This is a genomic window from Kineococcus rhizosphaerae (assembly GCF_003002055.1).
GTDB classification, from domain to species: domain Bacteria; phylum Actinomycetota; class Actinomycetes; order Actinomycetales; family Kineococcaceae; genus Kineococcus; species Kineococcus rhizosphaerae.
Map to the genome: position 1 here is coordinate 168,125 of NZ_PVZF01000006.1, position 20,949 is coordinate 189,073.

The window sequence follows — 20,949 nt, forward strand, 5'->3', positions numbered from 1 at the left end:
CTTCGCGGCGACGGGTCCGGGGTCACCAGGATGCCGTGCCGCGGGCGGGGGCGCGGGCGGGGTCGCCACCGGCCCGCGAGCTCAGGGCACCGGGACGAACTCCAGGGCCGCGTCCAGCAACCAGTCGGCCAGGTGCCGGGCGAACGACGACCGCACGAGGACGGCGATCCCGTCCTCCCCCAGCCCCAGCAGCACGACGCCGCAGTGGGCCAGCGTCGTCGCGACGGCGGCTCCGGCGCCGAACGCGCGGGGGTGCAGGTCCACCGGGCACCCGCCGGACAGCAGTTCCCGCGCGTGCGCGCCCCCCACACGGATCTCGACCCGGTTCGCGGAGACGTCGACGGCGGCCCCGCCGTGCGGGGCCACGACCTCGGCCAGTTCGGCCTCCAGGCCCCACGGCGTGCGCGAGGGGCTCGTGACGAGCCACTCGTCCGGGCCGAGCCAGACGACCCGGCCGTCGAGGGCGGGGACCCACCGGCCGGCCGGGGGCAGCTGCGCGCCCAGGAACCCGGCGACGGCGGCGAACCCTTCCGGCCCCGTGCGCAGGTCGGCCGCCGCGTGCAGGGGGGCCGACCCGAGCTCGACCCCGGTGGGCAGTTCCGCGAACGCCGCCCGCCACCGCTCCAGGGGGTGGGCGCTCACCAGTGCGTCAGCCATCGCGGCGGGCTCCTTCGGGGTCGACGAGGACGGGACCGGTGATCTCCACGGCCACGAGCCGGTCCCCGACGGGGACGTGCAGCCTCTGGCCGTGCCGCTGTTCCCCGCCCTGGACCAGGGCCAGGGCGAAGGGACGCTCGAGGAACGCGCTGCGGTAGCTGGACGTCACGTGGCCGAGCATCGGCACCGGCGGCGGGGGCAGCTGACCGTCGGCGCGGAAGTCGATGACCTGCGAGCCCTCCGGCAGCACCGTCGCGCGGTCGACGGGCAGCAACCCGACGAGCTGCTTGCGGTCGGGGCGCTGGTTGTCGGCGCGGGCGAAGGATCGCTTGCCGACGAAGTCGGCCTTCTTCCCCGACACGACCCACGACATGCCCAGGTCCTGCGGGGTGACGGTGCCGTCGGTGTCCTGCCCGATGATCGGGTAACCCTTCTCGGCGCGCAGGACGTGCATCGTCTCGGTGCCGTACGGGGTGATCCCGTGCTCCCGACCGGCCGCGATCAGCCGCTGCCAGACGTCGGCGGCGAACCAGGAGTTCACGTGGACCTCCCAGGCGAGTTCGCCCGAGAAGCTGATCCGGGCCAGCCGGACGGGGACCCCGTCGAGTTCGGTGTCCTGCCAGGTCATGAACCCGAACGCGTCGCTGCTCACGTCGACACCACCGGGGCCGCCGAACACCGCACCGACGACGTCGCGCGAACGCGGCCCCACGACGGGGAACGCGGCCCACTGCTCGGTGGTGGAGGTGAGGTGGACGCGCAGACCGGGCCACTCGGTCTGCAGCCACTCCTCCATCCAGTCCAGGACCTTCGCCGCGCCGCCGGTCGTCGTCATGACGGTGAAGCGGTGCTCCCCCGTCCGCAGGACGGTGCCGTCGTCGAGGACCGTGCCGTCGGGCGAGCACATCACCCCGTAGCGGACGCGGCCGACCTTCAGCGAGCTCATGACGTTGGTGTACAGCCGGTCGAGGAACTCCCCCGCGTCCGGGCCCTGGACGTCGATCTTGCCCAGGGTGGACCCGTCGAGGACCCCCACGCGGGAACGTGCGGCTGCGCACTCGCGCAGCACGGCCGCCTCCATGTCCTCCCCCGGTCGCGGGTAGTACCGCGGGCGCTTCCACTGCCCGACGTCCTCCCAGACCGCGCCGTGGGCCTCGTGCCAGTCGTGCAGGGCGGTGAACCGTTCGGGGTCGAACCGGCGCCCGCGGTCGCGGCCGGCCAGCGCCGCGAACGCGACGGGCGTGTAGGGCGGGCGGAACGTGGTGACCCCGACGTCGCGGACCGGGACGCCGGACAGTTCGGCGGTAATGCCGGCCGCGACGACGCCGGAGGTCTTGCCCTGGTCGTGCGCGGTCCCGATCGTCGTGTACCGCTTGACGTGCTGCGCGGACCGCAGTCCGGCCCCGACGGCGCGGGCGATGTCGGCGACGGTGGCGTCGCGCTGCAGGTCGACGAACTGCACCGACGGGTCGCTGCCGTCGCGCTGCGGGACCCGCCACAGGACGACCGGGTCGGTGCCCGCAGCGGCGGGCGCGGTCGCGGGCAGCGCGATCTCCGGGGCGCTGAACCCGAGCTCCTCCACGACGTCGCGGCCGTCGCCCGCACCGTGGTCCAGGCACCCCTCGAGGTCCAGGACCCCGGCCGCGGCCCCCGTGACGGTCAGGCCCTCGACGGGACCGGCCGGGACGAACGCCCCGAGCACGTCGTCGAAGCGCAGCTTCCCGCCGGCCTGGCTGAACAGGTGGACGGCCGGGTTCCAGCCCCCGGACACGAGCAGCGCGTCGCAGGCCAGGACGCGCTCGTCGTCCAGGACCGCCGCGCTGACGCGCCCCGTCCCCGGCGTTCCCCGCGTCCCGGTGACGATGGCCCCGGCGAGCACCTCGACGCCGCGGCGCTCGCACTCCCGGACCCGGTGCGCGGGCGGTCGGGGACGCGCGTCGACGACGGCCCGCACGCGGACCCCGGCGCCGGCCAGGTCCGTCGCGACGTCGTAGGCGCTGTCGTTGGTCGTGAAGACGACGGCCTCCCGCCCGACGAGCACGCCGTAGCGGTGCAGGAACGTGCGGGCACCGTGGGCGAGCAGGATCCCGGGGCGGTCGTTGTCGTCGAAGACGACGGGACGTTCGTGCGCCCCGGTGGCGACGACGACGTGGCGGGCCCGCAGCCGCCACACGCGCTGGCGGGACCGGGTCTGCGGGGCGTCGGCGCCGAGGTGGTCGGTGCGCCGTTCCAGGGCGAGGACGAAACCGTCGTCGTAGGCGCCGAAGGCGGTGGTGCGCTGCAGGTGCGTGACGTCGGGGTTCGCCCGCAGCTCGGCGACGGCGGCGGCGACCCACTCCAGCGCCGGGCGGCCGTCGAGCAGGTCGGCCGAGCCCAGCAGGGCACCGCCGGCCTCGGACTGCTCGTCGACGAGCGCGACGCGGGCCCCGGCCCGGGAGGCGGTCAGGGCGGCGGCGAGCCCGGCGGGACCGGCGCCGACGACGAGGACGTCGACGTGCCGGTGGCGCGAGTCGTAGCGCGCTTCGTCGCCGATCTCGGCGAGCCGGCCCTGCCCGGGGATCCCGTGGGCCACGAGGCCGTCGAAGAGTTCGACGGTGGTGGCCAGCAGCATCGGCTCGGGGAAGGGTTCTTCGATCTGCACGAGACTGCTGGGGTCCTCGGCCCACGCGGCGCCGATCCCCCGGGGGCGGCCCAGCTTGATGCTGGTCGTCACCCGGTGGCGGCCGTGGGCGAGCAGCGCCGAGGCGAGGGTGTCGCCGGGGTGGCCGGTGAGGGGTTCGCCGTCGAACGTGAACGACAGGGTCGTCGAGCGGTCGACGCGGCCCCCGTCCGGGGTGCGGAACGCGTCGCTCACGAGGGCACCGGTCCTTCCTGGGGGCGGGGTTCACCGGGTCGGTAGACGGTGTGGAACCGGTAGGTCACGGTGTCGCGGACGGCGTTGAACCACCGCCGGCACCCGGCGCTGTGCGACCAGCGTTCGGCGAACAGCCCCTTGGGGTTGTCGCGGAAGAACAGGTAGTGCGCCCACTGCTCGTCGTCGAGGTCGGCGGGGTTCTCGGGGTGGGCGACGTGCGCCTGACCGCCGTAGTGGAACTCCACCTCCTCGCGCGGTCCGCACCACGGGCACTCGATGAGCTGCATCTGCCGGAACCCCCTCAGTGCGCCACGGCGGCGGCGCCGTGCTCGTCGACGAGCCGGCCGGTCACGAACCGGTCCAGCGTGAACGGCGCGTTGTACGTGTGCGGTTCGTCGTGGGCGATGGTGTGCGCGAACGTCCACCCCACCCCTGGCGTGGCCTTGAAACCGCCCGTGCCCCACCCGCAGTTCAGGTAGACGTTGTCGTAGGGGGTCTTCCCGACGATCGGCGAGGCGTCCGGGGTGACGTCCACGATCCCGCCCCAGGTGCGCAGCAGGTGCGCCCGGGCGAAGACGGGGAACAGTTCGACGGCCGCGGCCATCTGCCGCTCGATGATGTGGAACGCCCCCCGCTGGCCGTACCCGTTGTAGGAGTCGACCCCCGCACCCATGACGAGTTCGCCCTTGTGCGCCTGCGAGACGTACACGTGGACGGCGTTGCTCATGACGATCGTGGGGTGCACCGGTTCCAGCAGTTCGGAGACCAGCGCCTGCAACGGGTGCGACTGGATCGGGACCCGCAGGCCCAGCTTGTCGGTGAGGACCGAGGTGCTGCCGGCCGAGGCGAGCGCGACCTTCCCGCACGCGATGTCACCGCGGGTGGTCCGGACCCCGACGACCCGGTTCCCCTCGCGCAGGAAGTCGACGACCTCGCAGTCCTGGATGAGGTCGATCCCGGCCGCGGAGGCGCGGCGGGCGAAACCCCACGCGACGTAGTCGTGCTTGGCGATGCCGGCGCGCGGCTGGTACGTGGCGCCCAGCACGGGGTAGCGGATGTCGTCGGAGGTGTTGACGATCGGGCAGAGCTTCTTCACCTCGTCCGGTTCGACCCACTCGGCGTCGATGCCGTTGAGGCGGTTGGCCTCGACCCGGCGCACGGAGTCGCGCACGTCCTGCAGCGTGTGCGCCAGGTTCAGCACGCCGCGCTGGGAGAACAGGATCGGGTACCCGAGGTCCTCCTCCAGCCCCTCCCACAGCTTCAGGGAGTGCTCGTAGATCCCGGCCGACTCGTCCCACAGGTAGTTCGACCGGATGAGGGTGGTGTTGCGGGCCATGTTCCCGCCGGCCAGCCAGCCCTTCTCCAGGACCGCGACGTTCGTGATGCCGTGGTTCTTCGCCAGGTAGTGCGCCGTCGCCAGCCCGTGCCCACCGCCGCCGACGATCACGACGTCGTAGGCCTTCTGCGGGTCGGGGTTGCGCCACAGGAAGTCGGGGTGCTCGGGCAGGTCCGCGCCCGGCGTGCGGGGCGAGGCGGTCCCGGCCGTCGGGGTGGTCGCGGGGGTGTGCGGGACGGCGTTGTCGGGGTCCGTCGAGAAGGCGTCGACGGTGGTCACCGGTCGGCCCTCCCGGCGGGGGCGGGCGCGGCGGGGGTGTCCAGGTCGGCGACCACGTGTCCTCCAGACTGATATGTCAGTTGAAGGTGACTGTAGGTTCAGGTCCGCGCCGGGTCAAGGCGCGGCGGCATCGCCAGGCCGCGCGCCGGACGGCCACCGCAGGCGTCATCTCGTGATCTCGGAAGCTGACCCCACCCGGACCCGAGGTCAGGTGGCGTGGGCCACACCGCGGCCTGGTGCGGTGCGGGCATGGACGCGGTGCTGACGTGGTTGAGTACGGCGCTCTCGTGCTCAGACAGGACCGTCTGAGCACCGGGCAGACCGCGCAGAACACCAGGAGAGGCACTGATGGCGACCGACTACGACGCTCCCCGCAAGACCGATGAGGACCTCGAGGCCGACTCGATCGAGGAACTGAAGACCCAGCGCAGCGACAAGACGTCGTCCTCGCGCGTGGACGAGGACGAGAACGAGGCCGCTGAGGGCTTCGAGCTCCCCGGGGCGGACCTGTCGGGTGAAGAGCTGACGGTGCAGGTGCTGCCGCGCCAGCAGGACGAGTTCACCTGCACGAGCTGCTTCCTGGTCAAGCACCGCAGCCAGCTGCACACCGCCCGGAGCAACAACGACGGACAGCTGATCTGCGACGACTGCGCCGACTGACGTCTCATCCCAGCCGGGTGACCTCCTTGGTCTTCGTTGCGCGATCAGTTTCCCGGACGTGAAGACCAGGAGCTCGTGCCGGGACGGTTGGCGGCGTCGTCAGTAGTCGATCTCCAGGGCGGAGGCGGCGCGAGGAGCGGGAGTGGCGATCGGCGATCTCACCTCCACTCCCGTCGTCACCTCCGCAGTGGCGTACGACGTCGTGGGTGGACGAGACGGCCGGTGGCCCCTCTTCCGCAGCGGGTGCACTCGCGAAGAAGCCCAGCTCGAACTGGAGGCGGCACAGCTGGGTGGCCCGTCGGCCACCTGGCGTCTGGTGCGTCGCACGACCGCGGTGACGGAGGAGCTCCTGCCTCGCGGCGAGGAGCAAGCACACAACGATCCGCGCTGATCACCGCTGCGTCAGGTCAACGCGTGCAGCTGCAACGCCGGAACGCTGACCCCGCGGGGGCCCCGCGAGGTGAGGGCAACGGCCGGGAGGAGGCGTGTCAGGGCCTGCAGGGAGGCGGTGCGCCGCGCGCAGCCAGCGCCGGGGGCGCGAGAACGTCCGCTGCCGGGTGACCTCGCAGAACGAGACGACGGTGGAGGGCGGCTACGTGGTCTCCACGACGTTGGTGCGCTCGCACGGTGAAGGGGATGACCCGTTCGCCGGGCCGGCCGGTGCGGTGGCCGAGCGGCACCACCTGCAGGAAGCTCCAGCCCGGGAGAACCCGCGCACCGTCGGAATCGAGGCGGTGACCCGCTGACCACCGGCTCGTCGTGACCTGCCCGATCGCACACCGACCAGACCGGCGACGACACCGGACCCGTCGTCCTCCTCCGCACCGTGGACCGCGACTGACGCGGTGCCCGAGCGGGCCTGCGGTGGCAGACCGCTCCCTGGCCCACTGCACCCGACGTCGGTCGGTCTCAGTCGATGTGTTCCAGTTCCCACGTCCGGGCGTGCCGATCGTCGATGGCCGAGCAGGTCAGCCGGTGGGCGGGCGCCGATCCGACGCGCAAGTGCACCCCGAACACCCGACCTCCGTGTTCGAGGTCGACGCGCCAGCGTCCCCCTTCCTCGTCGACGACGGCCCGAGGACGCAGCGCCTCGATCCCGTCGATCCCCCGTTGCAGCCGGACGTGGCCCTCGGCGGCTTGGACCACCCCGGGATCGCAGGAGCGTCCCCGCAGCAGGTGCGGCAGGACGCGGTCGTCCTGCAGCGCGGCCAGCAGGGCGGGTGCGTCGTCCGGTGACAGCCGACCGTGCGTGATCCCCGACGGCAGGGACAGCGCGGTCGCCGCGAACCGGTCACCGCCCAGGTGGGAGCACTCCCAGACGGGGTCGGGGTCGAGGGCGGCCAAGGCAGCGACGACGGGACGTCCCCGCAGGGCGCAGCACCAGTCCTTCTTCCCGTGCGTGCAGACCAGCAGCAGCTGGTCACCGTGCGGCGACCACCCCTCCGCGGCAGCTGCGGCGTGGGCGATGCTCGTGGCCGGGGTCGTCCTCGTGAGGGTTCGGGCGTGACCGCGGCGGACGTCGACGAGGAACAGGCGTCTGGGTCCGTGCGGGTCGAGGTCGCGCGTCCCGTGGCGGCGGATCAACAGGAGTTTCAGGCCGCGTCCCTGAGCCGTCCGCCGGACTGCGTCGGTCGTCTCGGCCCCCAGCCGCGACGCGGGAACGGCCCCGGGCCCCCACGCGCCCGGCTCTTCGATCAGGAGGTAGCCGCGCACCGCGGTGGCGGTCCCGAGCAAGGCGTCGCCCCGCTCGTCCGCCGCCGCGGCGCACGAGAACCTCCGCGCGATGGCCTGCGTGCTCAGACCTGCTCCCCCGCCGGCAGGAGCACGCTCTCGCGCAGCAGACGACGCAGGACCACCAGGGCATCGTCGGGGTCGAGCCCCACCGCAGCCAACTCCGACGCCGAGGTCCGTTCCGCGGCCAGGACGTGCTCCAGAGCCGGACGCAGCCAGCCGGGGAACGTGATCCGGCGGTCCGGCAGGACGACGTCCACCGTCTCCCCGCCCCCCGTCAGCCGAGCACGGGTGCCGCGGCGCGGCCTCAACGGACGCTGCGCGGTGAGGGTGCGGACCGCTTCGTCCTGCGCGAGGACCGGAACGGGTTCCGGCGGCACGGCACCGGCCTGGCGACGGGCGGCGAGGCGGTGGACCGCGTCGTCGTCGAGGGTGTCCAGCCAGCGCTGGGCGGCGGCGCGGAACTCCTTGACCTCCTCCGGGGACAGCGCGCCGGGCAGCGGGAGAGCCCGTCGCAGGGCCACGTCCTCAGCCCCCGCCGAGGCGACCGCGTCACCGAGGACGTCGGCCCACGTCGTCGCCAGGAGACCGACCGTCAGGTGGATGGAGCGGTCCTCGGTCGTGCGGGCCGAGTGCAGCCAGCCTCTGGGGAGGTAGAGGGCGTCACCGGGTTCGAGCACCGTGTCGATGACCGGGGCGCGCCCACCCACGGGATCCGGGCCCAGGCGGGTGGAGGGCTGCGACTTCGACGGCAGCTCGACCACGGGCGGGTGGATCGTCCAGTGCTTGCGCCCGTCGACCTGCAGCACCACGACGTCGTGGGTGTCGTGGTGGGGTTTGAAACCCTGCGCACCCGGCGGGGTGATGTAGACGTTGACCTGGCACTGGTGGCCCAGGTCCTCGGCGAGCTGGGAGCAGAACGTCTGCAGCGGCGGCCAGGTGCGGTGCAACGCCTGCAGGACGATGGTCGCCCCGGCCGCGTGGGCCGCCGCGATGCGTTCGGAGTCGGGCAGGTCGGCCAACTGCTGGTTGCCGGCCACCGCGCGCCGGGTGTAGCCCGAACGCGGCAGCGGTGTGCCGTTCTGCACCAGGGAGAAGAAGGGGGTGCGCAGCGCGCGTGGGCCCAGCAGCTCGTCCACGTCGACCGGTGAGAGCAGGTCGTGCACGGACGCCCGGCCGCCCTCGGCGGCGCGCTCGGCTGCGCGCACGAGCAGCGGGCGGGCGTTCCAGTGCTCCTCGGCGAGGCGGTCTGCGGCGGCGCCGAAGCACCGCCGCAGCGCCGGGCCGGCTGCGACCACGTCAGGCCCCAGCGGGGTCACTGCCCGCCGGGTCGCTGCCGGAGGGGTCGACCTGGGTGGAGTCGGAGTCGCCGGAGTCGGCGTCCCCACCCTCACCTCCGTCGGGGTCGACACCTGCCGGGTCGCTGCCGGAGGGGTCGACCTGGGTGGCGTCGCTGTCGCCGGAGTCGGAATCCCCCTCGGTCGGGGTCGTGGCGGTGGTGGTGATGTCGTCGTCACTGAGGTTGCTCATGCGCGGAGCGTTGCACCGCTCACCCCGCCCAGCCACCCGGGGCGACGTGCCCCCGCCCTCCGGGGGGACCGTCCGGGACCGGCGGAGGAGGACGCCGCACGGGGGACGGCCCACCTCGTCGCAGGAGGTCGGACGACTGGCGAGACACCCGCCAGGACACCCCTCGTCGTTCGACGAGGCGGGTCGAGCTCCGACGCGCGCCTCCCTTCGAGAACCCGCACGTGCGACCCGTCGACCACCGCGGTCCGGAGGTCCAGCGGGCCGGCCGCGCTCAGCGCCTCCCGGACCCGCGGCGGCCACTGCGAGCAGGTCGTGTCCTCCGGACCAGCTCGGGCCCGACGCCGACGGAGGGCCCGACCTCCTGGGACGACCCGGCGGCCACGGGCCGTGTCGAGGTCCGCGGGAAGACGCGGGGCGAGCAGGTGCGGCACCCGCTCGAGCCACCCGGACCAGCGTCCCGATCGACGAGTTCCGACACGGGCACGGCACGGAGGGCGCGATCAGCAGACCCGGGGTCGTGGAGACGTGGTGCGCGCCGTCGCGGCGACCAGCACGAAACCCCTGCCTCCCCGGCCGTGGAGCCTGTGCTCGCCACCGGGCCGGACGTGGAACCCGGTGGTATGACATCAGCGTGCCCACCCCGATCTTCTGCCTGCACGCCCTGGGCTCCAGCTCCCGGGAGTTCGACCTCCTGCGCGACCTGCTCGCCGACCGCCTGGAACTCATCGGTCTCGACCTGCCGGGTTTCGGCGGTTCCGCGGCCCTGCCCGGGTTCACCGTCGAGGAGATGAGCGCCCACGTCGAGGACGCGATCCGCTCGCACGGAGCCACCGAGTGGGCGTTGCTGGGGCATTCCCTGGGCGGCAAGGTCGCCTCGGTCGTGGCGGGGCGGACCATGGACGGCAGCAACGGCCTGTTCGGGTTGCGGGCGGTCGTCCTGCTGGCCGCCTCCCCGCTGTCCCCCGAACCCATGTCCGACGAACGGCGGCAGTCGATGCTGGCCTGGGCCCAGGACGTCACCCCGTTCCGGGAGGTGGCGTCGAACGACGCGCGTGCTGCGGGCATCGGCCTCGCGCACGCGCACGAGTTCATCACGGCCAACACCGCCGCACCGCTGTCCCCCGACCGCGACGCGACGGCCGTCGACGACGTCCTGCGCACCTCCGCGCGGGCCTGGGCCGCGTGGCTGCGCCACGGCAGCAGGGAGGACTGGTCCCGGCAGTTCGCCCCCAACCCCGTTCCCGCCCTCGTACTGGCCGGTGCGCAGGACGGTGACCTCGACGCCGACGCGCAGCGGGAACTCACCCTGCCGCGCTGGACGGCGGCAGAGCTGCACGAGGTGCCCGGCGCCGCGCACCTCCTGCCCTGGGAGCGTCCCGATGAGGTCGCGAGCCTCGTCCGGGACTTCTGGGACCGCCGGGTCCGTACCGGCCCGAGCGTGCCGCCCGCCTGGGCGCGGCTCATCGCCTCCGAGCGCGTCAGTTCCCGCACGCGCCGGGAACTGGCCGCGCGGGCCCTGCCGGACGACCCCGCGAGGTCCCCCCGGGCGTTGGACGACACCCAGCTGGAGACGTTGCGCGTCCTGGCCGCGCACGCGGTCCCGCAACCGGGTCCGGACGCGGTCGACCTGGCGCTGCGCGTCGACGACCAGCTCGCCCGTGGTTCCGGTGACGGGTGGCGACCCGACGGATCGCCCGCCGACGTCGTCGCCTACCGGGCCGCCCTCGACGAGCTGCGCGCCGCAGCGGACGGTGCCCCCGAGGACGTCGCCGCCGTGCTGGACCGGGTCGCGGCGGGGACCTTCCCGACGGTGGGCGCGATGGGCCCCGAGCAGCTGCGCGCCTGGTGGGAGGACGCCACCGTGGACCTGGTGCGGCAGTGGATCGGCCACCCGGCGACCATGGCCGCTCTCGACTACGACGGGTTCGCGACCGGCGGTGACCGGACCCTCGTGACCGGGTTCGGCGCGCTGGGCGGCGCCGCCCGCGAGGAGTGGGAACCGCCGCCGCCCCGGCGTCCGCTCCCCGTGGTGAGTGGTGCCGAGGACCGGGTACGCCCGACCTGCGGAGGGACCCGGTGAAGCTCGACGGGCAACGCCGCTTCGACGGCGAGGACGTCGTCGACGTCGTCGTGGTGGGCACCGGCGCGGGCGGTGCGCCCCTGCTGTCCGAACTGGCGCGCAGGGGTCTGCGCGTGGTGGCCCTCGAAGCCGGCCCGAACCTCGAACCCGGGGACCACTCCCCCGACGAGACCGTGGCCGCCGGCCAGATCAACTGGATGCGCGAACGTCTCAGCGGCGGGAGCGCGCCCACGGCCTTCGGCCCCAACAACAGCGGTACCGGCGTGGGGGGTTCGACCCTGCACTGGGGGGCGTTCACCCCTCGTCCCAGCGTCCACGACCTGCGGTTGCGCACCGAGACCGGCCTCGGACAGGACTGGCCCATCGGGTACGACGACCTGGTCGGCTGGATCGAGCGCGTCGAACGCGAGGTCGGGGTCGCCGGTCCTGAGCACTACCCGTGGGACCCCTCGCGCCGCTACCTGCTGCCCCCGCCCCCTCGCAACGCCTCGGCCAGCGCCATGCTGCGCGGGTGCGCCGAGGTGGGGATCACGGCCGTCGACGCACCCGCCGCGCTGACGACGCGTGACCGCCAGCAGCCCGGGTTCGGCCTGCGCCGGGCCTGCGTCTCGTGCGGGGGGTGCCACCAGGGGTGCCGCAACGGGTCGAAGGTGTCGATGGACACCACGTACCTGCCGGCGGCGGTCGCCGCAGGAGCCGAGATCCGGCCCGACTCCTTCGTGCACACCATCGACGTCGACAGCAGCGGTGCCGTCTCCTCGGTCGTCTACCACCAGGACGGGCGCGATCACCGCCAGCGCTGCCGGGCCCTGGTGCTCGCCGCCGGAGGCGTGGAGACACCGCGTCTGCTCCTGAACACCGGGTTGGCCAACGCCAGCGGTCAGGTGGGCCGCAACTTCACCGCCCACGGCGCGACGCAGGTGTGGGGCCGGTTCGAGGACCCCGTGCGTTCCTACCGCGGCTACCCCTCCTCAATCATCACCGAGGACACCGCACGGCCCGCCGACGCCGACTTCGCCGGTGGCTACCTGATCCAGAGCCTGGGCGTCCAACCCTCGACGTACGCGACGTCCCTGGTGCGTGGCGGTGGGCTGCGCGGCGCCGAACTCGTGGCTGCGCTGCAGGACTACCCGCACGTGGCCGGGGTCGGGATCAACGCCGAGTGCCTGCCGTCCGAGGCCAACCGCCTTGAACTGGCCGACGAGACCGACGACCTCGGAATCCCCCTGACCCGGGTCAGCTTCTCCCCCGGCGCCAACGAGACCGCACTGCGACAGCACGCGGTCCAGACCATGACCGCGATCGTCGAAGCGGCGGGTGGTCGCGATCTGCGGGTCCTGGAACGCACCGCCCACACCGTCGGCACGGCCCGGATGGGGACCGACCCGGCGTCCTCCGTGGTCGACCCGGACGGGCGGTCCTGGCAGGTGCCGAACCTCTGGATCTGCGACAACTCGATCTTCCCCAGTTCCCTCATCGCCAACCCGGCCCTGACGATCATGGCTCTGTCGCTGCGCACCGCCGAAGCCGTGGCCCGCAGCACCGACCCGCAGCACCGACCCGCAGGAAGGCGAACGCACGTGGAGGACTGACCACGAGGCGCGGACGCGGGGGACGACGACGAGGAACGCGTTCCCGACGTAGTCTCCTGCGTTCCACACCCTGGCCGTCGGTCCTGGACCGAGAGCCGCACAGGAGGTCGTCGACGTCGGTCCCGGCCACCCGTCCCTGTCGCTGCCCGACACCGCGGCTCTCGACGCCCTGGATCGAGTGAGCACGGTGCGCGGGGCGCTGCGCCGGATCGGCGCCACCGGTGGACTCAGCTGTCGATGACCTCGCGAACCCGATCCCAGCCCCACGTCAGATCCCCGACCAGCGCACGGACCACGCACGAACCCTCGTGCCCCGACCGGCGCCCGCACTGGACGCGGAAACCGTCCACCCCAGCCCCGGTCTCGCCGCGCAACCACGCTGCCTGGGTCACGACCACCGGGGAGCCGATGATCACCTCACGCTGGATGCTCAGCTGGGGCAGGGCGTCCAAGGCGTGCAGCACGCGCAGAGCGGCCACCAGCTCGCCCGTCGCGCTGCCGGGTCTGTCGGCGACCCAGCGGGTGGCCGTGCACACCGCCCCCTCGGGCGAACCCGCCACGCCCGCGCCTGTTCCACGGCCCGATCCAGAACCCGTTCCAGGACCGGCGACCGTCCAGGTGGGGGTGTGCAGAACCGGGTGACGGTCGGGGGCCAGGTGAGTTGCGATCACCGTCGTCCCCGTGGCCCAACCACCGCGGGCCGAACGCACCAGCTCCTCGAAGGTGGCCGCGGTGTCCAGCAGCTGACCGTGACGAACCTTGGCGTAGAAGCACGGGTAGTCCTCGAAGCCCTCGACGTCGGCCGTGGAAGGAGCCGGAGGGCCTGCGGCGGTGATCCGGCGCTGCTGGCGCGTTCCCTGCTCCTGGGTCGGGTCCCAACGCCGCACCACTCCAGGATGACTCACCACCCACCGGGACACCCCGCGGGGCACCACACCCACGTGGGTACTGCACCTGCGTGGAGCATCCCGCCTGCACCCGACCGGTACCCGCTGACCTCGCGGCACTGGTCCGGCCCACTGGCGGGGCGGGTCTCCTCAGCTCTGACACCGGCTCAGCTCCGCGGCTGTCACCGGCGTCCTGGTGCAGAACCGTCACCCGTGTCCTGGTGCACCACGGCGCGAGCCCGTCCGTCACCCCGCGCGCGCCGCCGACTGCAGCCGCGCCACGGCCTCACCGAGCCGGGCCAGCAGCGGCGGCACGTCGTCGGCGTCGACGTGGACCTGCACGATCGCGGCCCGGTCCGGGTCGCCCAGCGCGGTGTCGAGCGCCCGGGCGAGCTCGGCGGGCGTGCGCACGTCGGCGGTGAACACGTCGACGCCGGGGGCGAACATCGCGGGTGCCGCCAGCCAGTTCCACGCGGTCACGTCCTGGTAGACGGCCTTCGGGCTCTGCAGGACGCGCTCGATGGTGTAGCCGGAGTTGTCGACGACGACCACGACGGGGCGCAGGCCCCGGTGCAGGACGGTGGCGATCTCCTGGGCCGTGAGCTGGGCCGCGCCGTCGCCGATGAACAGGATCGAGCGGCGCTCGGGGGCGGCCAGGCAGGTCCCCAGCACGGCCGGCAGCGTGTACCCGATCGAGGACCAGATGGGTTGCACGAGGAGTTCGGCCCCGGCGGGCAGCCGGAGTTCGAGGCTGCCGTACAGCGACGTCCCTGCATCGGCCACGACCACGGCGTGCTCGGGCACCCGGCTCTGGACGGTGCTCCACAAGGCGTTCTGCGTCAACGGTTCGTCGGGGCTGCACGCCGGGGCGGCGACGTGCGGCCACGACCCCGCGACGGGCGGCAGCGGGTCGAACCCCCGGGCGAGGACGACGTCGCCCAGGACGCGCAGCGAGTCCTCCAGCCGCACGTCGTGGAACGTCACGCCGTCGACCACGGCGTGCCGGATCCCGAGCTGCACGGCGCCGGACGGGTCGAAGCCGTGGCTGAACAACCCCGTCATGACGTCGCTGAGGACGGTCCCGGCCAGGACGAGCAGCTCGGCCTCGTCGACGGCGTGACGGGTGTCGTCGGCGATGGTCATGGCGCCCTGGTAGGTGCCCAGGCTGGCGGGGTGCTCCTCGGCGAGCATCGCCTTGGCCCCCACCAGGGAGGCGACCCGGACCCCCGGCCGGTCCGCGAGCGCCGCGAGCTCACCCTCGGCGCGGCGGCGGTGGACCTGGGTCCCGGCCAGCACGGTGAGGTGGGCGGCGTCGGCGACGGTCTCGGCGAGGGCGGCGCGCAGGTCGTCGAGGGCGACGGGGTCGCTGGGTGCGGGGTGCAGCGGGCGGCGCAGGGGGGCGGAGTTGACGCGGGCGACGGCGACGTCGGCGGGCACGGCGAGGTAGACGGGTTTGGAGGTCTCCAGGGCGACGCGCAGGACGCGGTCGATCTCCAGGGCGGCGTCGGCGGCGCGCAGAACGGCGCCGGTGGCGGTGACCTCGCGGTAGGCGCGGGCGAAGTGGTCGTGGTCGCCGTCGGCGAGGGAGTGGTGCAGCAGGGCGCCGCGGGCGCGGGCGGCGCTGTCGGGCATCCCGGTGATCTGCACGACGGGGACGTCCTCGGCGCAGCTGCCGGCGATGCCGTTGACGGCGGACAGCTCACCGACGCCGTAGGTGGTGACCAGGGCCGCGACGCCGCGGGTGGTGCGCGCGTAGGCGTCGGCGGCGTAGGCGGCGTTGAGCTCGTTGGTGTTCCCGACCCACTCGATCCCCGGGACCTCGAGCATCTCGTCGAGCAGGGAGAGGTTGAAGTCGCCGGGCAGGCCGAAGAGGTGGGTCCCCCCGAGCTCGACGAGTCGGCGGGCCAGGTACTGGCCGACGGTGACGGTGGTGGCGGGGACGGTCATGGGTCCATGACGCCCGAGGCTCGGCATCCTGTCCAGAGAGCCGTCCACGAGTGGTCACACTGCCTGTTTCAAGAGCCAGAACTGGACACAATGCCCATCGGGCGAGCTGACGAGGGGGTGGTGGCGCTCCGCTCCCCCGGCCGTCTCGCGGGATCGGCCCTGCGCCGAGCCCGTACCCTCCCGGGGTGACCAGCGCGCTCATCCACCTCGAGGCCGCCGACGACCACGTCGAACGTCTCGCCCACGAGCAGGACCCCGTGCGCGCGGTCCTGGAGCTCGTCTGGAACGGCCTGGACGCCGACGCCCACCGGGTCGAGGTGGAACTGCTGCGCAACGAGGCCGGCGGCGTCGACGGGGTCGTCGTCACCGACGACGGGCACGGCATGGGCCCGCAGGACGTCGAGGACGACTTCCGCTGGATCGGGGGGTCCTGGAAGCGCCGCAGCGTCCGCAGCCGCGGCGAGGGCCGCCCCCTGCACGGCCGCTCCGGTCAGGGCCGGCTGCGGGTCTTCGCCCTCGGGCACGAGGTGCGCTGGACGACGACGGCCGCCGACGCGGCGGGCCGGCTCACCGAGTCGACCGTCACCGCCTCCAGCGCCCGGCGCAGCGACTTCAGCGTCACCTCCCGGCAGGTCGAGCGGGGTGCGCCCGGCACCCGCGTGGAGGCCCGTGGGCGGCAGGGCCTGAACCGCCTGGAGACGGACACCGCCCGTGCCGCCGTGACGGCCGCCCTGGCGCCGTACCTGATGTCGCAGGGGCACGTCGACGTCGTCTACGACGGGACGCGCCTCGTCGTGGCCGACACCGTGGCCCGGGACGAGACGATCGCCCTGCGCTGGGAGTTCGGCGGGCAGCCGCACGAGGCCGTCCTGCAGGTCATCGAGTGGAAGGGCAGGCACCGCTCCCTGCAGCTGTGCGACGACGAGGGCGTCGTGGTCGAGGAGGTCGAGACCCCGGTCGGCCGGGACTTCTCGTACTCCGCGTACGTGCAGTGGGAGCACATGCCCGAGCACGCGGGCGAGTCCGTCCTGGCGGCCCTCGGCGGCCAGGACACGCCGCTGACCCCGCTGCTGGCCCGCGTCGAGGCCGAGCTCGAACGGCACTTCGAGGGCCGGCGCGCCCAGGGCCGCGAGGAGGCCGTGCAGGAGTGGCACCAGCGGGGCACCCACCCCTACCCCGGGCCCGCGCGCACCGCCGAGGAGGAGCGCGCCCGGGCGAGGTTCGACGCGGTCGCCGCGACGGTCCGCCAGCACGTCCCCCGCGCGCTCAAGCAGCAGCGACTCGTGCTGGGGCTGCTGGCGGACGCCCTGGCGCGCGACCCGTCCGGTGCGGCCCGGGTGGTGTCCGAACTGCTGGACCTGCCCCCCGCCGAACGGCAGGCCGTGCAAGACGCCGCGAGCGCGACCGGCCAGGAGCAGTCGCGTCCGACCTGACCGGCCCCGGGACGGGGACCGGGCGCCCGGGCCGCGAACTCCCTTGCACGCACGTCCCACCCCTCTGCGTCCTCCCCGGACGGCGAAGAGCCCTGTGGCAGACTCAGCGAGCAGGTCCCGCCCCAGTAGCTCAGAGGCCAGAGCGCCCGCCTTGTAAGCGGATGGTCGCCGGTTCGACTCCGGCCTGGGGCTCCCCCGCACCCCGCAGCGGTGCCCTCAGCCGAACGTGACGACGGTCCGCAGGCCGCGTGCGGCCCGCAGGTCGTCCAGGGCGCTGCCGAGGTCGTCCAGCGGGACGGTGCGGCCCACGAGGTCGCCCAGCGGCAGGTTCCCCGCCAGGTGCGCGCGGGCCAGCCGGGGGAAGTCGACCTGCGCGATCGAGGACCCGTAGTTGCAGCCGAGCAGGCGCTTGCCGGCGTCGGCCAGGTCGAAGGGCCGGATGGTCACGGTCGCGTCGTAGGAGGTCATCCCGACGAGCACGCCCGCCCCGCCGGGGGCGACGAGCTCGGGCAGCAGTTCGATGGTGCGCGGCCGGCCGATGGCCTCGAAGGCGAAGTCCGCACCGCGCCCGGTCAGTGCGTGGACCCTCGCCACCAGGTCGGGGTCGTCGCCCCGCAGCACGTGGCTCGCCCCGAAACCGCGGGCCGCCTCGAGCCGTTCGTCCGACAGGTCGACGGCGACGACGGGGTTCGCGCCCACGAGGCGCAGCCCCATGACGACCGCCAGACCGACTCCGCCGCAGCCGACGACGACGGCCGAGTCGCCCGGGCGCACGGCGGCGGTGTTCGTCACCGCCCCGACGCCGGTGGCCACCGAGCAGCCGATGAGCGCGGCGACCTCGAACGGCACCTCCGGCGGCAGGGGCACGACCGCGGACTCGGCGACGACGACCTCGGCCGCGAAGGCCCCGAGCCCGAGGAACGGCGCGACGGGGGTCCCGTCCGCGGCCCGCACCGACGGCACGGTCCCGTCCGGCAGCCGGTTGTCCAGGGACCGGGTGCCCGAGCACGTCCACGGGCGCCCTCGCGCGCAGTCGGCGCAGCGGCGGCAGGGGGCGAACCACGACAGCACGACGTGGTCGCCCACGGCGACGTCCCGCACGCCGGCGCCGGTCCCGGTGACGACCCCGGCGCCCTCGTGCCCGAGCACGAGGGGTTCGGTGGCGGGCCAGTCCCCGTCCAGGACGTGCAGGTCGGAGTGGCAGACCCCGGCGGCCTTCACGGCCACCCGGACCAGTCCCGGTCCGAGGTCGTCCGGGGTGGCGATCTCCTCGACGCGCAGTCCGGCGGCCGGGTCGAGGACGGCGGCGGGGACCAGGCTCACCGGGCACCGTCGAGCTCGTCGAGGGTCTGCTCGCTGCGGGTGATCGCGGCGCGTTCGCGGCGGTCGTCGATGCTCCGGCTGAGCACGAGGTACAGCACGGCCGGGACGGCCAGGCCGACGAAGGGTGCGAGGTCGACGCCGCCGAGGGCACCGGCGACGGGACCGGAGATCACCCCCTCGACGTGGGCGAAGGGCAGTTCGGCGAGGATCCCGACCCCGTAGGCGATCAGGCCGCGTCGGCCCCAGCGGCCGTACACCCCGTCGGGGTCGAGCAGGTCGGCGATCGCGTAGTGGCTGCGCCGCACGAAGAAGTAGTCGACGAGGTTGACCGCGGTCCAGGGCGCGAGCAGGTAGAGCATGATGAGCAGGGCGTTGTTCACGGCCTCGCTGGCGTCGGACAACCCGACCCCGACGACCGTCCACACGACGGCCAGCGCCAGGATCGCGACGACCCGCACGCTGCGGGTGCGGGGCAGCGTGCGGACGGAGTCGATGCCGGTGACGAGGGACAGCATCCCGCTGTAGGCGTTCAGGCCCATGGTGGCGACGAGGACGAGGACCCCGAGCACGGTCAGCAGGGCGCCGAGACCGCCGAACACCTGGTCGCCCGCGGCGTGGATGCCGGCGAGGGCGTCCTCGGCGCCGAGGCGGGTCGCGAACCAGGCGCCGAGCGGGATGAGCCAGGCCGGGGACGCGGCCGCGCCGACGAACACCGACAGGACGATCCTCACCGGGGAGGTGTCCTCGGGCAGGTAGCGGGAGTAGTCGGACACGTAGGGCGCGTAGGTGATGTTGTAGCTGGCGGCCACCGTGAACATCACGAGGAAACCGGTCCCGGAGAAACCGCCGGAACCCGTCGCCGTGACGGTGGGGTGGACGGCGCCGGCCAGCACGCCGACGGTCAGGACCACCCAGAACGGCAGCGAGATCCAGATGAGGACCTTGAAGGCCAGGTGCAGCCAGTCGTGGCCGAAGATCGCCAGGACGGTGGCGACGACGCTCACCGCGATGCCGACGACGACGGCGTTCCACCCGAAGATGCCCTGCAGGCCGGACCCGATGATGACGGTGTCGACGATGTTGAACGCGACGAAGGTGACGAGGGACCCCACGAGGGGCACGAGGACCCCGCGGTAGCCGAACTGGGCGCGGGACTGGATCATCTGCGGCAACCCGAGCCGGGCCCCCTGGGTGGCGTGGAAGGCCATGAAGAGGGTGCCGAAGAGGATCCCGGCGATGCCGGCGATCGACGTCCACAGCAGCGAGAGACCGACGGTGGGCCCGATGAGGCCGATCGCGAGGGTGAACGGCTGGAAGTTCCCCATGAACCAGAAGGGGCCCTGCATCCCGACCCGGCCGTGCCGTTCGGACGTGGGGACCCAGTCGAGGGACCGTGCCTCGACGAGGGTGCTGCTGGTGGGGGGCATGCTGCACTCCTGTGTGGGTGACCCGGTGCGTTCCTGCGACGTGGCGACCACGGTGCCCGAGCCGTCCCACTCCGGTCAACGGGTGTTTACCGAAAAGTTCCCGTGTTGACCGGGACGCGCCAGCGGTAGCCTCCCGGGACAGTCACCGCCGACGGGAGGAACCACCGATGACCGCCACCGACGGGGCACCGGAGCCCACGGACGCCCTCGACGCCGCCGCCGACGCGCTCGTGCGGGCGTTCGCGACGGGCGACCTCGACGCGTACTTCGCCTCCTTCGCCCCCGACGCCACGTTCGTCTTCCCCGACACCGGCCACGTCCTGGCGTCCACGCAGGAGTACCGCGACCTGTGGGCCGCGTGGGTCGCCGACGGCGGGTTCGAGGTCGTGTCCTGCGTCGGCACGGACCGGTCGTGGCAGCTGCTCGGGGACAGCGCCGTCATGGTCCACCGCGTCGCGACCCGCTCCCGCGCGGGCGGGCGGGTCCGCGACAGCGACGAGCGGGAGACGATCGTCTTCGCCCGCCGCGACGGCGCGTGGCTCGCCGTCCACGAGCACCTCTCGACGGTGACCCCGTGACCCACCCCGTCCCGGCCGCCGGCCCGGAGGGGTCCCCCGCGATCGGCGGGCGCCTGCGCGCGGCCCGCACCGCGCGGCGGATGAGCATCGAGGAGGTCGCCACCGCCGCCGGGGTCACCAAGGGTTTCCTGTCCCGCCTCGAACGCGACCGGGCGGGCGTCTCGGTCGCGGCCCTCGTCCGGATCTGCGGCGTGCTCGACCTGGCCGTCGGCAGCCTGTTCGAACCCGCTCCGGCGGGTGAGGTGCTGCGGGCCGCCGACTACCCCCCGATCTCGTTCGGCGGTCACGGTCTGCGGGAGTTCCTGCTCACCCCGCGCGGGGAGCAGCGGCTGGCCACGATCCTCAGCGAGATCGAACCCGGCGGCGGCGGTGGGGCCGAGGCCTACGCCCTGCCCGCCGACGTCGAGTTCTGCCTCGTCCTGGCCGGCGGCGTCGAACTCACGTTCCCCGGCGGGCCCGCTCCCGTGGTCCTCGAGGCCGGGGACGCCCTGACCTTCGACCCGGGCGAACCGCACACCTTCACCGCCGGGCCCGACGGGGCCCGTGTCCTGTGGGTCATCGCCCCGGGCCTGCTCGCCGCCCGCTCCTCCGACGCCCAGGTCGTGCTCGTGCGCGACGAGGACGCCTGAGCGGGA

The 20,949-nt window shown here is 73.8% G+C and carries 19 protein-coding genes and 1 tRNA gene; 9 read left to right on the top strand and 11 right to left on the bottom strand.

Annotation, left to right across the window (positions count from 1 at the left end; all coding sequences use genetic code 11):
- Positions 1–81: 81 nt before the first annotated feature.
- Genes CLV37_RS13305 through CLV37_RS13320 form a run of 4 tightly spaced genes read right to left on the bottom strand, consistent with a single transcriptional unit; the run spans position 82 to position 5,018 of the window.
- Entirely contained in the window at positions 82–657 is a 576-nt protein-coding gene (locus tag CLV37_RS13305) for a sarcosine oxidase subunit gamma (protein WP_106211079.1), read from the bottom strand.
- Complete coding sequence (locus CLV37_RS13310) at positions 650–3,511, bottom strand: 2Fe-2S iron-sulfur cluster-binding protein (RefSeq protein ID WP_106211081.1); 2,862 nt, start codon at positions 3,509–3,511, stop codon at positions 650–652. Before CLV37_RS13310 ends, CLV37_RS13305 begins: the two co-directional genes overlap by 8 nt.
- Entirely contained in the window at positions 3,508–3,798 is a 291-nt protein-coding gene (locus CLV37_RS13315) for a sarcosine oxidase subunit delta (RefSeq protein ID WP_106211083.1), read from the bottom strand. The genes CLV37_RS13310 and CLV37_RS13315 overlap by 4 nt, the downstream gene beginning before the upstream one ends.
- 14 nt (positions 3,799–3,812) lie before the next feature.
- Positions 3,813–5,018 (bottom strand): sarcosine oxidase subunit beta family protein, encoded by a 1,206-nt coding sequence (locus CLV37_RS13320; protein ID WP_342762272.1) that lies wholly within the window; start codon positions 5,016–5,018, stop codon positions 3,813–3,815.
- A gap of 456 nt (positions 5,019–5,474) precedes the next feature.
- Between CLV37_RS13320 and CLV37_RS13325 the strand changes: the two genes are divergently transcribed.
- The 3 genes from CLV37_RS13325 (at position 5,475) to CLV37_RS27630 (ending at position 6,532) form a co-directional block, all read left to right on the top strand.
- Complete coding sequence (locus CLV37_RS13325; protein WP_106211087.1) at positions 5,475–5,786, top strand: DUF4193 domain-containing protein; 312 nt, start codon at positions 5,475–5,477, stop codon at positions 5,784–5,786.
- Between the two features lie 142 nt (positions 5,787–5,928).
- Positions 5,929–6,177, top strand: a complete 249-nt coding sequence (locus tag CLV37_RS13330) for a hypothetical protein (protein WP_106211089.1) — start codon at positions 5,929–5,931, stop codon at positions 6,175–6,177.
- A 190-nt stretch (positions 6,178–6,367) separates the two neighbouring features.
- The gene (locus CLV37_RS27630; protein WP_170127248.1) at positions 6,368–6,532 is read left to right on the top strand and encodes a hypothetical protein; all 165 of its coding nucleotides are present in this window, start codon (positions 6,368–6,370) and stop codon (positions 6,530–6,532) included.
- Between the two features lie 163 nt (positions 6,533–6,695).
- On the opposite strand, the gene CLV37_RS28115 is transcribed toward CLV37_RS27630, so the two are convergent.
- The 3 genes from CLV37_RS28115 to CLV37_RS27635 all read right to left on the bottom strand — a co-directional run bounded on the left by CLV37_RS28115 (position 6,696) and on the right by CLV37_RS27635 (position 9,047).
- The gene (locus tag CLV37_RS28115) at positions 6,696–7,370 is read right to left on the bottom strand and encodes a sucrase ferredoxin (RefSeq protein WP_211298621.1); all 675 of its coding nucleotides are present in this window, start codon (positions 7,368–7,370) and stop codon (positions 6,696–6,698) included.
- Between the two features lie 212 nt (positions 7,371–7,582).
- Entirely contained in the window at positions 7,583–8,815 is a 1,233-nt protein-coding gene (locus CLV37_RS28120; protein ID WP_211298622.1) for a cupin domain-containing protein, read from the bottom strand.
- Between the two features lies 1 nt (position 8,816).
- Positions 8,817–9,047: a hypothetical protein gene (locus CLV37_RS27635; protein WP_170127249.1), complete on the bottom strand. Its 231-nt coding sequence runs from the start codon at positions 9,045–9,047 to the stop codon at positions 8,817–8,819.
- A gap of 631 nt (positions 9,048–9,678) precedes the next feature.
- On the opposite strand from CLV37_RS27635, the gene CLV37_RS13350 reads away from it, so the two are divergent.
- Both CLV37_RS13350 and CLV37_RS13355 read left to right on the top strand, forming a co-directional pair.
- Positions 9,679–11,127, top strand: coding sequence for an alpha/beta fold hydrolase (locus CLV37_RS13350; protein WP_170127250.1), 1,449 nt, complete (start codon positions 9,679–9,681; stop codon positions 11,125–11,127).
- The gene (locus tag CLV37_RS13355) at positions 11,124–12,719 is read left to right on the top strand and encodes a GMC family oxidoreductase (RefSeq protein WP_106211099.1); all 1,596 of its coding nucleotides are present in this window, start codon (positions 11,124–11,126) and stop codon (positions 12,717–12,719) included. The genes CLV37_RS13350 and CLV37_RS13355 overlap by 4 nt, the downstream gene beginning before the upstream one ends.
- Before the next feature lie 227 nt (positions 12,720–12,946).
- On the opposite strand, the gene CLV37_RS13360 is transcribed toward CLV37_RS13355, so the two are convergent.
- Together CLV37_RS13360 and CLV37_RS13365 are read right to left on the bottom strand one after the other, a co-directional pair.
- Complete coding sequence (locus CLV37_RS13360; RefSeq protein ID WP_146149399.1) at positions 12,947–13,606, bottom strand: hypothetical protein; 660 nt, start codon at positions 13,604–13,606, stop codon at positions 12,947–12,949.
- A 246-nt stretch (positions 13,607–13,852) separates the two neighbouring features.
- Positions 13,853–15,553: an alpha-keto acid decarboxylase family protein gene (locus CLV37_RS13365; protein WP_170127251.1), complete on the bottom strand. Its 1,701-nt coding sequence runs from the start codon at positions 15,551–15,553 to the stop codon at positions 13,853–13,855.
- Between the two features lie 185 nt (positions 15,554–15,738).
- Between CLV37_RS13365 and CLV37_RS13370 the strand changes: the two genes are divergently transcribed.
- Positions 15,739–16,986: an ATP-binding protein gene (locus CLV37_RS13370; RefSeq protein ID WP_106211105.1), complete on the top strand. Its 1,248-nt coding sequence runs from the start codon at positions 15,739–15,741 to the stop codon at positions 16,984–16,986.
- 119 nt (positions 16,987–17,105) lie between these two features.
- Positions 17,106–17,178: transfer RNA gene (locus CLV37_RS13375), tRNA-Thr, on the top strand.
- A 24-nt stretch (positions 17,179–17,202) separates the two neighbouring features.
- Here the strand turns inward: CLV37_RS13375 and CLV37_RS13380 are convergent.
- Both CLV37_RS13380 and CLV37_RS13385 read right to left on the bottom strand, forming a co-directional pair.
- On the bottom strand, positions 17,203–18,309 hold the full coding sequence (locus CLV37_RS13380; RefSeq protein ID WP_106211107.1) for a zinc-binding dehydrogenase: 1,107 nt from the start codon (positions 18,307–18,309) through the stop codon (positions 17,203–17,205).
- Positions 18,306–19,736, bottom strand: a complete 1,431-nt coding sequence (locus CLV37_RS13385; RefSeq protein ID WP_106211109.1) for a purine-cytosine permease family protein — start codon at positions 19,734–19,736, stop codon at positions 18,306–18,308. The genes CLV37_RS13380 and CLV37_RS13385 overlap by 4 nt, the downstream gene beginning before the upstream one ends.
- A 167-nt stretch (positions 19,737–19,903) precedes the next feature.
- Here CLV37_RS13385 and CLV37_RS13390 point away from each other — a divergent pair, with 167 nt between their 5' ends.
- Together CLV37_RS13390 and CLV37_RS13395 are read left to right on the top strand one after the other, a co-directional pair.
- Positions 19,904–20,314: a nuclear transport factor 2 family protein gene (locus tag CLV37_RS13390; RefSeq protein WP_106211111.1), complete on the top strand. Its 411-nt coding sequence runs from the start codon at positions 19,904–19,906 to the stop codon at positions 20,312–20,314.
- Positions 20,311–20,943: a helix-turn-helix domain-containing protein gene (locus CLV37_RS13395; protein ID WP_245885393.1), complete on the top strand. Its 633-nt coding sequence runs from the start codon at positions 20,311–20,313 to the stop codon at positions 20,941–20,943. Before CLV37_RS13390 ends, CLV37_RS13395 begins: the two co-directional genes overlap by 4 nt.
- Positions 20,944–20,949: the final 6 nt, after the last annotated feature.

Coding starts and splice junctions, on each gene's coding strand:
- CLV37_RS13305 (WP_106211079.1), bottom strand. CDS start 657: ATGGCTGACGCACTGGTGAGCGCCCACCCCCTGGAGCGGTGGCGGGCG.
- CLV37_RS13315 (WP_106211083.1), bottom strand. CDS start 3,798: ATGCAGCTCATCGAGTGCCCGTGGTGCGGACCGCGCGAGGAGGTGGAG.
- CLV37_RS13325 (WP_106211087.1), top strand. CDS start 5,475: ATGGCGACCGACTACGACGCTCCCCGCAAGACCGATGAGGACCTCGAG.
- CLV37_RS27635 (WP_170127249.1), bottom strand. CDS start 9,047: ATGAGCAACCTCAGTGACGACGACATCACCACCACCGCCACGACCCCG.
- CLV37_RS13365 (WP_170127251.1), bottom strand. CDS start 15,553: ATGACCGTCCCCGCCACCACCGTCACCGTCGGCCAGTACCTGGCCCGC.
- CLV37_RS13385 (WP_106211109.1), bottom strand. CDS start 19,736: ATGCCCCCCACCAGCAGCACCCTCGTCGAGGCACGGTCCCTCGACTGG.
- CLV37_RS13390 (WP_106211111.1), top strand. CDS start 19,904: ATGACCGCCACCGACGGGGCACCGGAGCCCACGGACGCCCTCGACGCC.